Annotated in this window: 13 protein-coding genes and 1 tRNA gene; 4 read left to right on the forward strand and 10 right to left on the reverse strand. The window is 71.0% G+C overall.

Translation table 11 applies throughout. The annotated features are described in order from the left end of the window. Window positions 1-85: 85 nt before the first annotated feature. Entirely contained in the window at window positions 86-1,444 is a 1,359-nt protein-coding gene (locus tag E3N83_RS11850; RefSeq protein ID WP_151083451.1) for a helix-turn-helix domain-containing protein, read from the forward strand. Window positions 1,445-1,479: 35 nt separating this feature from the next. Here E3N83_RS11850 and E3N83_RS19560 read toward each other — a convergent pair whose 3' ends face one another. Then, window positions 1,480-1,629: a hypothetical protein gene (locus E3N83_RS19560; protein WP_191907781.1), complete on the reverse strand. Its 150-nt coding sequence runs from the start codon at window positions 1,627-1,629 to the stop codon at window positions 1,480-1,482. 605 nt (window positions 1,630-2,234) lie between these two features. Between E3N83_RS19560 and E3N83_RS11855 the strand changes: the two genes are divergently transcribed. Then, window positions 2,235-2,690 (forward strand): cupredoxin domain-containing protein, encoded by a 456-nt coding sequence (locus tag E3N83_RS11855; protein WP_202879211.1) that lies wholly within the window; start codon window positions 2,235-2,237, stop codon window positions 2,688-2,690. A 44-nt stretch (window positions 2,691-2,734) separates the two neighbouring features. On the opposite strand, the gene E3N83_RS11860 is transcribed toward E3N83_RS11855, so the two are convergent. The 8 genes from E3N83_RS11860 to E3N83_RS11895 form a co-directional block, all read right to left on the reverse strand. Next, a tRNA-Ala gene (locus tag E3N83_RS11860) sits at window positions 2,735-2,810 on the reverse strand. A 70-nt stretch (window positions 2,811-2,880) separates the two neighbouring features. Beyond that, window positions 2,881-3,351 (reverse strand): SRPBCC family protein, encoded by a 471-nt coding sequence (locus E3N83_RS11865; RefSeq protein ID WP_151083453.1) that lies wholly within the window; start codon window positions 3,349-3,351, stop codon window positions 2,881-2,883. A 46-nt stretch (window positions 3,352-3,397) separates the two neighbouring features. After that, window positions 3,398-4,192 (reverse strand): divisome protein SepX/GlpR, encoded by a 795-nt coding sequence (gene sepX, locus E3N83_RS11870; protein WP_151083454.1) that lies wholly within the window; start codon window positions 4,190-4,192, stop codon window positions 3,398-3,400. Window positions 4,193-4,252: 60 nt separating this feature from the next. Further along, on the reverse strand, window positions 4,253-4,852 hold the full coding sequence (locus E3N83_RS11875) for a GNAT family N-acetyltransferase (RefSeq protein ID WP_151083455.1): 600 nt from the start codon (window positions 4,850-4,852) through the stop codon (window positions 4,253-4,255). A gap of 10 nt (window positions 4,853-4,862) precedes the next feature. Further along, window positions 4,863-5,351 carry a MogA/MoaB family molybdenum cofactor biosynthesis protein gene (locus tag E3N83_RS11880; RefSeq protein ID WP_151083456.1) on the reverse strand — a complete coding sequence of 163 codons (489 nt, stop codon included), beginning with the start codon at window positions 5,349-5,351 and terminating at the stop codon, window positions 4,863-4,865. After that, window positions 5,348-5,773, reverse strand: a complete 426-nt coding sequence (gene moaC, locus E3N83_RS11885) for a cyclic pyranopterin monophosphate synthase MoaC (RefSeq protein ID WP_202879422.1) — start codon at window positions 5,771-5,773, stop codon at window positions 5,348-5,350. The genes E3N83_RS11880 and moaC overlap by 4 nt, the downstream gene beginning before the upstream one ends. A gap of 45 nt (window positions 5,774-5,818) precedes the next feature. Next, the gene (glp, locus tag E3N83_RS11890) at window positions 5,819-7,063 is read right to left on the reverse strand and encodes a molybdotransferase-like divisome protein Glp (protein ID WP_151083458.1); all 1,245 of its coding nucleotides are present in this window, start codon (window positions 7,061-7,063) and stop codon (window positions 5,819-5,821) included. After that, window positions 7,056-8,435 (reverse strand): UTP--glucose-1-phosphate uridylyltransferase, encoded by a 1,380-nt coding sequence (locus E3N83_RS11895; RefSeq protein ID WP_151083459.1) that lies wholly within the window; start codon window positions 8,433-8,435, stop codon window positions 7,056-7,058. Before E3N83_RS11895 ends, glp begins: the two co-directional genes overlap by 8 nt. Before the next feature lie 23 nt (window positions 8,436-8,458). Between E3N83_RS11895 and E3N83_RS11900 the strand changes: the two genes are divergently transcribed. After that, the gene (locus tag E3N83_RS11900; protein ID WP_238342876.1) at window positions 8,459-9,073 is read left to right on the forward strand and encodes a 5-formyltetrahydrofolate cyclo-ligase; all 615 of its coding nucleotides are present in this window, start codon (window positions 8,459-8,461) and stop codon (window positions 9,071-9,073) included. A gap of 428 nt (window positions 9,074-9,501) precedes the next feature. Further along, window positions 9,502-9,819, forward strand: a complete 318-nt coding sequence (locus E3N83_RS11905; protein WP_151083460.1) for a GIY-YIG nuclease family protein — start codon at window positions 9,502-9,504, stop codon at window positions 9,817-9,819. Between the two features lie 69 nt (window positions 9,820-9,888). Here E3N83_RS11905 and E3N83_RS11910 read toward each other — a convergent pair whose 3' ends face one another. Beyond that, window positions 9,889-12,531, reverse strand: a complete 2,643-nt coding sequence (locus E3N83_RS11910; protein ID WP_151083461.1) for a penicillin acylase family protein — start codon at window positions 12,529-12,531, stop codon at window positions 9,889-9,891. Between the last annotated feature and the right edge of the window lie 60 nt (window positions 12,532-12,591).

Consider the following 12,591-nt stretch of genomic DNA (forward strand, 5'->3'; position numbering starts at 1 on the left):
CCCTGAAATGCAAAAATCTGGCAACGAAGACGGGCAGATGACACATTCTTGACCGGATTTGCCGCCGGTCAGTCACAATCGGCCCATGGACTCCCGCAACGCGGACCTCTTGAAGGACATCGACCCCCTCGAGCTGGGGCAGCGCATCCGTGCGCTCCGGGTCGCGAAGGCGTGGACCCAGACCGACCTCGCCGGTGGTGACATCTCGGTCGGCTACGTCTCCCGGATCGAGTCCGGCCAGCGTCGTCCCAACGCCGCCGTACTCGAGGACCTCGCCTCGCGCCTCGGCGTTCCCGCCGACCACCTGCTGCGCGGCGTCTCGGCCCGCGAGTTCGACGAGATCAAGCTGACCCTCGACTTCGCCGAGCTGTCCCTGGAGTCGGGTGAGTCGATCGAGGCCGAGGTCCAGGCCCGTGAGGCGCTCGAGCGGGCACGCCGTACCTCCCAGGACGAGCTCGCGTTCCGCGCCCGCTTCCTGGTGGCCCGCGCGCTGGAGGGCCAGGGCAACCTCGACGACGCGATCATCGAGCTCGAGCCGCTCGTCGCCGGCAAGACCGGTGGCGTCCTCCGGATCAAGTCCGCGATCGCCCTGTGCCGCTGCTTCCGCGAGTCCGGCGACCTGAACAAGGCGATCGAGGTCGGCGAGCGGGTCCTCGACCAGCTCGCCGGCACCCTGCTGGACGCCTCCGACGAAGCCGTGCAGATGGCGGTGACCCTGGCCGCGGCCTACTACGAGCGCGGCGACGCCGGCCAGGCCGTGCGCACCTGCCGCAAGGCGGTGACCAAGGCCGAGACCCTGACGTCGCCGACCGCCCGCGCCTCGGCATACTGGAACGCCAGCATCATGGAGGCCGAGCAGGGCTCGGTCAGCGACGCGGTCCCCCTCGCCGAGCGCGCCCTCGCCCTGCTTTCCGAGGGCCAGGACTCACGCAACCTGGCGCGGCTCCGCACCCAGCTCGGCATGATGCAGCTGCGCCTCGACCCGCCGGACGTGAGCGAAGCACAGCACAACCTCGAGCAGGCCGCCCAGGAGCTGGAGTGGTCGAGCGCGGGGTCGGTCGACAAGGCGCGCAACGAGCTGGCTCTGGCTCGGGCGCACTTCTTCGAGGGCAACATCGAGAAGGCGTGCGAGATGAGTGCTTTCGTGCACCTCACCGTGCGCGAGCAGGCCCCGATCATCGCCGCGGACGCGAAGACCCTCGAGGGTCAAGCTGCGGCACAGGACGGTCGTGCCGATGAAGCGGGCGCGGCTTACCGTGAAGCGGTGCTGATCCTCACCGGGATCGGTGCGGACCGTGGTGCGGCTCAGCTCTGGTTCGAGCTGGCTGGTCTGCTGGAAGACATCGGTGACTTCGACGCATCCCGTGACGCCTACCGCAGTGCTGCGGCGTCGGCCGGATTGCGTACCCGCCCATCCATCAGGGTTCGGTCTGACGCTCGGTAGACCCACACGCCTACCGAAGGCCACGAAGCCTGAGGTCAGCAGCACCAGCTGTTGTCGCGAGCGGAGTTCGTGATCGTGGTCTTGCCCGAGTGCGAGCCGGCCGCGGGCGAGACGCCGGCGATCCCGATCGTTGCCACCAGCGTGGCGGCCAGGGCGGCGATCTTCATCTTGGTGTGACGGGCCATGACGGGTCTCCCTCGAAAGCGGTGTCGAACTGCTGGGGCTAAGCATGGGACATACCGTGGCAAATTTGGAAGCCCAACTTTCACACGAACCTCAGGAGTCGGCCCTCCGCGGGCTGCCGAAATCGCCGCGAAGCGGCTGATTTCACGCTGAAAACGCCCTGATCAGGCCGTAAACGGAGGTGTCCGGAAGACCTTGGTAAAATGTCAGCCAATCTGCCGAAACGGCCTGACGGAGGCCCCGTCGGTGTAAACTTGAGTCAACATCAAGAGGCAAGCCCCCCCGTTAGCCTCGAGATGTGACCTCGCGGGCGCCACCCCCCCGGCTACCAGCGAGATCGCGCTCCGGATCCCACCGGGCGCCTGACCCCCCGCACGACGGTGCGGGGGGTCCTCACATTTCCGGGCGACCCGGACCCGGCGCCGAACGGCGCCCGGGCCCGGGTCGTTCGCCTCTCCCCTGCTTGCGGTTGATCGGCTCTCATGGGGACATGGCAATGTTTCGGCACCGTCGGCGAATGACGAGCTTTCCCCTTGTTTTGCTGGGAATTCTCCTCGCACTGTCGGCCTGCACCGGCACCGTCGGACGAGCGATGGGACCCTCCGGCATGATGCAGCACGATGGCCTCGCCAGGTCGCGCTGCACTGCTCCCCGCGACCTCCCCGGCACCGTCGTCCGGGTCTCCCTGATGGACATGGGACACCACTCGATGATGGGCAACCGCACCCGGATGATGCTGCGGGCGGCGCCGGCAACGGTCTCGGCGGGCGCCGTGAGCTTCGTCGCCACGGACCTGGGCAGCCGACGTCACGAGCTCGTGGTCCTCCCGCTCGAAAGTTGGCAAAATTTCGGCCAACGTGCCACGAGCCCGGGCGGGAAGGTGTTAGAACGGGGCGCCCTCGGAGAGGCGTCGCGAGCCTGCGGAGCCGGCATCGGAGCCGGCCTGCGCCCCGGGACGACCGGCTGGGTCACGCTCGACCTGGCCCCCGGACGGTATGAGCTGGTCTGCAACAAGCCCCACCACTACGCGCGCGGAATGTACGCCGAGCTCGTGGTGTCGTGAGCCACGCCACCGCCGTTCGTCGCCCTGACGGGCGGGAGTCGACCTGGTGGAGCTGAGGGGACTCGAACCCCTGACCCCCTCATTGCGAACGAGGTGCGCTACCAGCTGCGCCACAGCCCCTTGCCTGAAACAGCGTCCGACGACGCGAAGCGAAAGGCTAGCACCGGGGTCAGGCGCGCTCCGAATCGACTCAGACCAGGACCTTCTCGACCTCTTCGAGCGCCTGACGGGCATAACCGCGCCACAGCCTCGCGAAGACCGGGAGGGCGTAGCTCGCCGTCGACGAAGCGGGTCGGAGGGTCCACGACCAGGTGATCCGGGTGCCGGTGCCGGCGGGCTCGAAGGTCCAGGCTCCGTCCAGCGACGAGATCAGCGCCTTGAACGGGCCCTTCAGCTCCGAGATCACGTAGCCGAACGACGACGGCCGGTCGACGACGGTCAACCGCTCGGTCATCGCCCCGCCGTCGGTGAGCACGATCCGGCGGGACTGCCCGACGGTTCCCCACACGTCACCGGTCTGGTCCCGGACCTCGCGGATCGGTGCGATCGGGCCGTACCTCCGCGAGAAGAGCCGCGGCAGCGGCTCGGTGAGGACGACGTCGAAGGCGCGCTCGACCTCGACAGGGACGGTGCGGGAGGCCGAGACGCGATAGCCGGTCATGCCGCGAGCCTACGACGCGCCCCGGAGCCGGCGCCCGGCTCGGGCCTCAGGAGTTGACGGCGCGCTCGCCGGGGCCGTCCTTGCGGGCGGCCTTGCGCTGCACCCGCTCGGCGGCCTCGGCCTCACGGGCCAAGGCGCTGTCGCTCTCGCTGCGCCCCGAGGTCCAGACCCCGGTTGAGTCCAGGTCGATGGTCCGGACGCTGCGTCGCGCCGGTGGCTTCGAGACGTAGGTCGGGAGCGTGGTCGGGACGGGGTCCCACAGGGCCGGGTCGCGGGGCAGGTCGACGACCGGCACCGACGACGTCTCGGTCACGGTGGGCTCGACGGTCACGGGCGACGGGTCGGGTGTCTCGACCAGCACGACCGGGGACTGCTCGTGGCTCCAGGCCCGCTCCCGCCTGACCATCAGGCGGCAGGCGACCAGCCAGGCGACCAGCAGCCCCGCCGGGATTGCGACGTACGGCCAGGCCAGGCGACCGGAGGCGGCGGTGGCGACCACGCCCACCAGGGCGACGAGCAGGAGCGACAGCACCCGACGGCGTCGGCGGGTGGCGCGGGCCGTCGCAGCGCGTCGGGCGGCGAGCTCCTGGTCGGGGTCGGGGGCCGCTGCGGTCGGCTTCGTGCTGACGACCGCGGAGGACGTCGCCCGGGCGGGAGCCACCACGAGACGGGCCATCCGCGCGCTGACCGGCTCGCGGCGGGCGAGCACCCGCATGCTCTGGGAGAACCGGTCGATCGAGCGTCCGCGGACGACGTCGTCGTGGTGGCGGAGCGCTTTGGGGATCAGGTAGGCGGCCCAGGCGATGGCGAGGGCCACGAAGATCAGTCCGCTCAGGTCCACGGCCTGACAGTAGGTTCGCGACCACGACCCGCCGGGGATGTCAACTGGTGTGTCGCGAAATCACTCGTGGGACGGAAGGGAAAGTCGAGCCAACATCCCCTCGGGGCACTCCTCCACGGTGATCGCGAAGATCCTGTGGTCGCGCCAGGCGCCGTCGATGTGCAGGAACTTCGGGGCGTAGCCGATCTCCCGGATCCCGAGCTTCTCCATGACCCGCAGGGAGTTGGAGTTCTCCGGCCGGATGCAGACCTCGATCCGGTGCAGGCCGGCGGACCGGAAGCAGTGGTCGATCACCAGGGCGACCGCGGTCGGCATCACGCCACGACCAGCCACGTCGCGGTCCAGCCAGTAGCCGATCGAGGCGAACTGGGCGGAGCCGCGCTGGATGTTATTGACCGTCACCTGCCCGGCGAACTGCCCGTCCACGTCGATCGCGAAGGGCATGCCGTGGCCTTGACGGGCATGGCGGTTGAGCCGCGAGACGAGGGTCCGGAAGGTGGCGGGCCGTTCGTTGCCCCCCGGTGGGACGGTGGCGTCCCAGGGCATCAGCCACGCCGCGTTGCGACGGCGTACGGCGCGCCAGGCGCGGGCGTCGCGGTAGGCCAGCGGCCGCAGCGCGACCGAGCCGTACTGCAGCGTCGCCGGCCAGCCGCTGGTCACGGGGTGCCGCTCAATGGTCGCTCCCCACGATCTGCTCGACAGCGTGGACGAGGAGCGGTTCCAGCACTGCCATCGCGTCCTTCACCCCGCCCCGGGAGCCCGGCAGGTTGACCACCAGGCACGAACCGCGGACCCCGGCCAGGCCGCGCGACAGGGACGCGGTCGGCACGCCCTGGCTCACGCCGTACCCCCGGATCGCCTCGGCGATGCCGGGGATCTCACGGTCCAGCAGCGGTCGGGTGACCTCGGGCGTCAGGTCGGTCGGGGTCAGACCGGTGCCGCCGGTGGTCAGCACGACCCGCGCGCCACCGTCGGCAGCCGCCGCCACGGCGGCCCCCACAGGGTCGCCGTCGGGCACCACGGCCGGCGCGTCGCAGGAGAAGCCGAGCGTGGTCAGGAAGTCGACCAGCAGGGGGCCGGTGGCGTCGTCGTAGACCCCTGCAGCCGCCCGGTTGGACGCCACGACGACGGCGGCGGTCAGGCCCGTCGAGCGAGTCATCGGGTGAAGTCCCCGGACTTCCCGCCGGTCTTGGAGAGCACCCGGACGTCGGTGATCGAGGCTCGCTTGTCCACCGCCTTGACCATGTCGATCACGGTCAGCCCGGCCACGGCGACGGCGGTGAGCGCCTCCATCTCGACGCCGGTGCGGTCGGTGGTGCGGACGGTCGCGACCACGTCGACGGAGTCGTCGGTGACCTGGAGGTCGACGGTCACGCTGGACAGCGCGAGGGGGTGGCACAGGGGGATCAACGACGGCGTCTGCTTGGCACCCATGATCCCGGCGAGCCGGGCCACGGCCAGGGTGTCGCCCTTGGGTACGCCGGCCCCCCGCAGCAGCGCGACCACGTCGGCCGAGACCAGCACCCGCCCGGCCGCGACCGCTTCACGGACGGTGCGCTCCTTGCCCGAGACGTCGACCATCCGGGCCGCGCCGGACTCGTCCACGTGGGTGAGGTGGTCCACGGTCTAGAACTCCTCGTCTAGGGGCAGCACGGTCACTGTCTCACCGGCGTCGACCGACGTCACGGACTCCGGCACCACGATCAGCGCGTCGGAGTCGGCGAGGTCGCCGATCAGGTGCGAGCCCTGCGGGCCGACCGGCGTGACCGCGAGCCGGCCGCCGATCACCGACAGCGTCCCCCGCGCGAACTGCCGGCGGCCCTCGGGTGAGCGCAGGGCGTGGGTGAGCTGGGCGTCCGCGGTCGGCCGGGTGTACGGCGTCCGCCCCATCAGCCGGCGGATGGCCGGGAGGACGAACTGCTCGAAGGAGATGTACGACGACACCGGGTTGCCCGGCAGGGTGATGATCGGCGTCTGGTCCTCGCCCACCAGCCCGAACCCCTGGGGCTTGCCCGGCTGCATCGCGACCCCGCCGAACCACACCGTTCCGAGGGGCGCCAGCGCGGCCTTCACCACGTCGTAGTCGCCCATCGAGACGCCACCACTGGTGACGACCAGGTCGGCCCGGACCAGCTGGTCGCCGAGCGCGTCGGTGAACGCGCGCGGCTCGTCGGGGACGATTCCGACCCGGTAGGCGATGCCTCCGGCCTGCCGCACGGCCGCCGCGAGCAGGAAGGAGTTGCCGTCGTAGATGGAGTCGTGGCCCAGCGCGGTGCCGGGCTCGCGGAGCTCGGAGCCGGTGGACAGGACCACCACGCGCGGCCGTGGGCGCGACCGCACCGACGGGCGGCCGACGGCTGCCAGCAGCCCGAGCTGACGGGGGCCGAGCACGGTCCCCTGGGCCACGATCAGGTCGCCGACAGCGACGTCCTCCCCGGCCGGGCGCACGTGCTGGCCGAGTTCGGGAGCCTGCGAGATCACGACCTGGGCGACGCCGCGGTCGGTCCACTCGTAGGGCACGATCGAGTCCGCACCGGCCGGCACCGGGGCACCGGTCATGATCTTGACGGCCGTGCCCGGTGACATCGCCAGCAGCCCCGCCTGTCCGGCCCCGATCTCACCCACCACGGGCAGGTGCACGGGTGACTCGGCGGTCGCGCCGGCCACGTCGGCGTGGCAGACGGCGTACCCGTCCATCGCGGAGTTGTCGAAACCGGGCAGCGCGACCTCGGCGTGCACGTCCTCGGCCGCGGACAACCCGAAGGCCTCCATCAACGGCTGGTCGAAGGCCGGCAGCGGCGTGATCGCGGCCAGGATGCGCTCGCGATGCTCCTCGACGGTGACGAGCGGGGGAACGAGCGGGTCAGTCATGCTCCAAGACGCTACCCGGCGGGATCCGGTCGGCCGCGGCGGTCTCGAGCGAGACGTCTCCGACGACCTTGACCTTGGTGCCGAACGTCCAGTCGCCCGAGACCTTCAGCGAGGTCGCCTCCCGCAGCGAGGGTGCGCCCTCGGGGAAGCGGCGCTCGAAGTCGGGCACCAGCTTGTAGTAGTCGGGGTCGAGATCGACGAACGGGACCTCGTCGACAGCGGGCGTCATCACGAAGTCGGACCCCACGTCGTACACGTCGGAGCGGAGCACGAGCAGGTCGTTGGTGGTCTTGACGGGGACGAAGCGGTCGCGACTGACCTCGATCGTGCGGGCGCCCTCGAAGACCTCGATCGCCGAGCCCATCGCGGTCTCGATCTGGATCACCTCCGGGGTGCTCGGGTCTGCGGGGTCGACGTGCTTGACGTTGCGGATCATCGGCAGGCCGAGCACGCCCCTGCGGGAGTCGAGAGTCTCGGCCATCGCGCGCAGGTCGAACCACAGGTTGTTGGTCGAGCAGTAGCGGTGCCGCTCGAGGTCGGCCAGCGCGGCGGCGTCCTCGGGACTGGTCTGCGCCGACTCGCGCAGCACGATCCGGCCGTCGACCTTGCGCCGCGCGAAGTGGCCGCCCTTGCGGTCCGAGGGGGTACGGCGTACGGCCTCGATCGCGAACGGCGCACCCGTGCCGGCGAACCAGCCGGCGACGCGGGGGTCCACCACCGCACCCAGGTTGTCGGAGTTGGAGACGAAGACCCGCTCGTAGCCCTGGTCGATCAGGTCCTGGAGCAGCCCGGTGCCGCGCAGCGCGGTGTAGAGGTCACCGTGGCCGGGCGGGCACCACTCGAGGTCGGGGTTGCGGGAGAAGCTGACCGGGGTGAGGTCGTCGACCAGGAGCTTGGGCTCGCGGTTCTGCAGGAACTCCAGCGGGAGGCCATCGACCGGCAGGTCGGCGTAGCGGGCCAGGGCGGCCATGGTGTCCGACGAGGTGTGGAAGCTGTTCATGAAGATCAGCGGGAGCGGGGCGTCGTGCTCGCGGCGCAGGTGGAGCACCTGGCGGGCGATGATGTCGAGGAACGACCAGCCCTTGCGCACGCACAGCAGGCTCTTGGCGCGCTCCATACCCATCGACGTGCCGAGGCCGCCGTTCAGCTTGATCACCGCCGTCGTCCGGAGCGCGGCCGACCCGGCCTCGGGGTCGATGTCGACGTCGTCGATCGACTCCATCTCGAACGGTTCGATCGAGGACTCGGGGATCATCCCGGTCTCGCCGCGCTCCAGCAGCCGGTAGTAGTGCGCGAAGGTGTCCACGGCGACAGGGTCCAGGCCCGCGTCGGTCATCTTGGCGCGGGCACGGTCGAGTCCGGCACTGCTCATGCGATCGATCGTAGGCTTGCCTCGTGCCCTCCCTACAATCGCGATCCGACGACGGGGCCCTGCCGTCCGCAGCTGTGGCGAAGATCGCCCTCAGGGATCGCATCAGCACCACCCGTCGCCGTCGTTCCCTGCTCGAGATCGGCGACGCGGCGCGCGGTCTGGCCGAGGTGGTGCTGGCGCAGCCGGAGGTACGACGTGCCGCGACGGTGACGGCGTACGTCTCGATCGGGGCGGAGCCGGGCACCGGCCCACTGCTCGACGCGCTGACCGCCGCCGGCAAGCGGGTGATCCTGCCGGTGGTGCAGCCCGACCTCGACCTGGACTGGGGCACCTGGCGCGGCTCGACCGCGCTGGTCCCCGCCCGCCGCGGGTTGCTCGAGCCCGCCGACCGCCTCGGTCTGGACGCCATCGCCACCGCGGACGTGGTCCTCGTGCCGGGGACGGCCGTCTCCCCCACGGGTGCCCGGCTCGGTCAGGGCGGCGGCTGCTACGACCGCGCCTTGGCGCGGGTCCCGGTCGGCACCCCCGTCGTGGTGCTGCTCTACGACGACGAAGTGGGGCTCGACGTACCCGTCGACCCGCACGACCGCCCGGTCACCACCGCGGCCACCCCCACCCGCTGGCTCCCCCTCCGCTGACCCCTCGGTGGTCGAGCGAAGTCGAGACCACCACCACCTCGGTGGCCGAGCGTCCTCGGTGGTCGAGCGAAGTCGAGACCACGAGCCCCTCGGTGGTCGAGCCCAGCCTCGGTGGTCGAGCGAAGTCGAGACCACGAGCCCCTCGGTGGTCGAGCGTCCTCGGTGGTCGAGCGAAGTCGAGACCACGAGCCCCTCGGTGGTCGAGCCCAGCCTCGGTGGTCGAGCGAAGTCGAGACCACGAGCCTCTCGGCGGTCGAGCCCAGCCTCGGTGGTCGAGCCCAGCCTCGGTGGTCGAGCCCAGCCTCGGTGGTCGAGAGCAGCCTGGGTGGCCGAGCCCAGCCTCGGTGGTCGAGCGAAGTCGAGACCACGATCCACAGCCGGAGGATCGAGCCGCCCGTCGAATGCCCCAGTTCTTGCACGATGTCCGGATGGCGTGGACCTACATCCTCGAGTGTGCTGACGGCTCCCTGTACGTCGGCAGCACCCGCACCATCGACGCGCGGGTTGCCCAGCACCAGGCCGGTGCCGGGTCGGCGTACACCCGATGCCGGCTGCCCGTGCGGCTGGTCTGGGCAACGGAGTTCGAGCACGTAGGCGAGGCGTTCGCCTTCGAGAAGCAGGTGCAGAACTGGAGTCGCGCCACGCGACTGGCCTTGATCGAGGGCCGACTCGAGGACCTGGTGGAGCTGGCTCGCGGCACCGACCGTGATGCCTGGGACGCCGTACACCGCGGGCCCGGTGCCTGAGTCGTTCGTGGTCTCGATCGCTCGACCACCGAAGCCCACCGTGGTCTCGACTTCGCTCGACCACCGAAATCAGCGAAGGGTGAGGGTGTGCTGGGTCGTGGCCCGGACCGCGGCCGGCGAGAAGGCCCAGGGCAGGGTCTGTCCGTGCACCCAGAGCCCGGTCTGGTCGGTGTAGTGGGCGTCGTAGGCGTGGCCGGACTCGCCGGTCAGGTTGACCCAGCGCGAGGCGTCGAAGTCCGCCAGTGAGACCACCATCCGCATCGACGGGGCGGAGGTGACGTGGAAGCGGTTGCGGAAGTCCCCGGACGCGGCGTCCCAGGCGGCGGCGTCGACCATCGCGTCGCCGCCGCCGACCTCGAAGCCGTTGCGGTTGAGCAGCCGCTCGGCCACCGCGTTGCCGGACTCGCCGAGGGTCTGGTTGTGCAGGTCCAGCTCGTGGATCGCCCCCCACGACCAGCCCGACGTCGACCGCGAGAGCAGCTCGGTCAGGTCGTTGCGGGCCTGCACCATCGCCGTGTGCAGGATGTCGTCGCGGGTCTCCCGCTGCGGCGTCGTCACGTCGTCCCACCAGCGGTCGCGCGGGTGCAGCAGCAGCCGGGTGACCACGGCCATCCAGCGGTCGCCTCCGTCGGGCCACTGGGCGCGCGGCAGCTCGTCGTGGAAGGTGTCGGCCAGCAGGTCGCTCCAGACCACGTTGTAGTACGCCGCCGCGGCACTGTCGGCGGGCTGCGTGAAGTCCCACCCACGCAGCAGGACCTGGCCAGCCGCGTAGTAGCCGCGGGGCAGGCCGACCCTCAGCAGGTAGGGCACGAGCACCGGCGCCATCGGGTTGCTGGTGTCGAGCTGCATCGCCGTCAGGTCCGCGACCGACACGGTGCCGTGGTCGGCGAAGGCCGAGGTGAGCATTGCCCGGATCCGGGTCGAGCGGTACCCCTGGTCCCAGTCGCGGGTCAGGTAGTAGGGGTAACCCTGCCCCACCGCGGCCTGGTTCGCGGTCACCACGAAGCCGTCCTTCGGGTCCAGCACGTCGGGCAGGGCCGAGAACGGCACGTAGGAGCCGGTCCAGTCGTTCTCCGGCCGCCAACCGGCCGACGGCCACAGCCCGTCGTTGCCCGACTGCCGGATCGGGATCCGCCCCGGCGCCTGGTAGCCGATGTGGCCGGCCCGGTCGGCGTACACGAGGTTCTGCGCCGGTACGGCGAAGCGCGAGGCCGCACGCCGGAAGCTGCGCCAGTCGTGGGCGGTGTCGAAGCCGAGGATCGCGTCGGCGGTACGCGAGGGACGGTCCCCGGTCCACTCCAGCGACACGGCGTACGACGTTCCGTCCGGACGACCTCCGCCGACCGGTGCCTGGGTGCCGACCTCGCGGAGCTGGTCGGACACGTCGGACAGGATCGGGCCGTGCGCGGTCGAGCGGACGTCGATGGTGACGTCGGGCCGGCCGTGCACGTGGATCCGCTCGCGCCGCTGCTTCAGGGGCAGCCACCGGCCGCCGTGCCGCCACCGGTCGCCGCGCACCTTCTCCAGGAACAGGTCCGAGACATCGGGGTCGAGGTTGGTGAACCCCCAGGCGATGTCGGCGTTGTGGCCGATCACGACCCCCGGGACGCCGGAGAACGTGAACCCCGAGACGTCGAGCGGGCACTGCCGGTCGACCACGCGACAGTGCAGCCCGATCTGCATCCAGATTCCGGGCAGGCTGACGCCGAGGTGCGGGTCGTTGGCGAGCAGCGGCGCACCGGTCGCGGAGTGCGCACCGTCGACCACCCAGCTGTTGCTGCCGATGCCGCTCCCCTTCCCCATCAGCTGCGGAATGTCGGCCAACCCCCGGCCCAGGCGCCGGAGCTCGCCGCGCGCGCGGGCGTCGTACGCCGGCCGCTCGGGGTTGCGGGTGCCGGGCTGGGTCGCGTCCTGCTGGTAGACGCCGTCGACGACCGCGCCCTGGTCGACGATCGGCGGGTGCAGGTCGTAGTCGTAGGCGGGGTAGAGCTGGTCGACCTGCGCCCGGGTGTGGCCGGCCAGGTCCAGCACCCGGTCGATCTCGTCGCCCATGTTGCCGCGCAGGTCCCACGCCATCGCCTCGAGCCAGCTCAGGGAGTCGACCGGAGTCCACGGCTCCGGCTCGTAGCTCACGCCACTGGCGGCGAGCAGGGTGTACTCGACCGAGATGTGGCTCGGCGAGTGGGTGGACAGGTAGGCGTTGACCCCGTCGGCGTAGGACTGGAGGGCCTCGCGGGTGCGCGGCTGGAGCAGCGCCATCTCGCGGGCCGCGGTCCGTCGCCAGCCCAGGGTGCGCACGAACTCGTCGGTCTTCAGCGTGGTCGAGCCGAACAGCTCGCTGAGCCGGCCACTGGTGATGTGGCGCCGCACGTCCATCTCGAAGAAGCGGTCCTGGGCGGCGACGTACCCCTGCGCCTGCATCAGGTCGCCCATCGTGTCGCCGTACAGCTGCGGGATGCCGTTGCCGTCGCGCACCACCGTCACGGGCGCGCTCAGCCCGGGCAGGTCGACCGTCCCGTCGACCTGCGGAAAGGGCCGGCGGACCAGCACCACCACGGTCACCAGGCCGGCCACGAGGAGGAGCGCGACCAGCACGCAGAGGTACGACGTGAGCCGGACCGGCCGGGGCAGGGAGCGGAAGGTGTCGCGCCAGGACCCCGCTCCGGGAGCCTCGGGCGGGTCCCCGTCAGGCCTGTCGGTGCTCGAGCTCATCGTCTGGTCATTGTGCCGTATCATTGGCAGTCGCCGACGGTGAGTGCCAGCCATCACCCC

The organism is Nocardioides cynanchi (genome assembly GCF_008761635.1).
In the GTDB taxonomy this organism is placed as follows: Bacteria; Actinomycetota; Actinomycetes; order Propionibacteriales; family Nocardioidaceae; genus Nocardioides; species Nocardioides cynanchi.

What these genes read in the sequence shown, in the direction of transcription:
- E3N83_RS11850 (WP_151083451.1), top strand. Translation starts at nt 86, where the DNA reads ATGGACTCCCGCAACGCGGACCTCTTGAAGGACATCGACCCCCTCGAG.
- E3N83_RS19560 (WP_191907781.1), bottom strand. Translation starts at nt 1,629, where the DNA reads ATGGCCCGTCACACCAAGATGAAGATCGCCGCCCTGGCCGCCACGCTG.
- E3N83_RS11855 (WP_202879211.1), top strand. Translation starts at nt 2,235, where the DNA reads ATGATGCAGCACGATGGCCTCGCCAGGTCGCGCTGCACTGCTCCCCGC.
- E3N83_RS11865 (WP_151083453.1), bottom strand. Translation starts at nt 3,351, where the DNA reads ATGACCGGCTATCGCGTCTCGGCCTCCCGCACCGTCCCTGTCGAGGTC.
- E3N83_RS11880 (WP_151083456.1), bottom strand. Translation starts at nt 5,351, where the DNA reads ATGACTCGCTCGACGGGCCTGACCGCCGCCGTCGTCGTGGCGTCCAAC.
- moaC (WP_202879422.1), bottom strand. Translation starts at nt 5,773, where the DNA reads ATGGTCGACGTCTCGGGCAAGGAGCGCACCGTCCGTGAAGCGGTCGCG.
- glp (WP_151083458.1), bottom strand. Translation starts at nt 7,063, where the DNA reads ATGACTGACCCGCTCGTTCCCCCGCTCGTCACCGTCGAGGAGCATCGC.
- E3N83_RS11895 (WP_151083459.1), bottom strand. Translation starts at nt 8,435, where the DNA reads ATGAGCAGTGCCGGACTCGACCGTGCCCGCGCCAAGATGACCGACGCG.
- E3N83_RS11905 (WP_151083460.1), top strand. Translation starts at nt 9,502, where the DNA reads ATGGCGTGGACCTACATCCTCGAGTGTGCTGACGGCTCCCTGTACGTC.
- E3N83_RS11910 (WP_151083461.1), bottom strand. Translation starts at nt 12,531, where the DNA reads ATGAGCTCGAGCACCGACAGGCCTGACGGGGACCCGCCCGAGGCTCCC.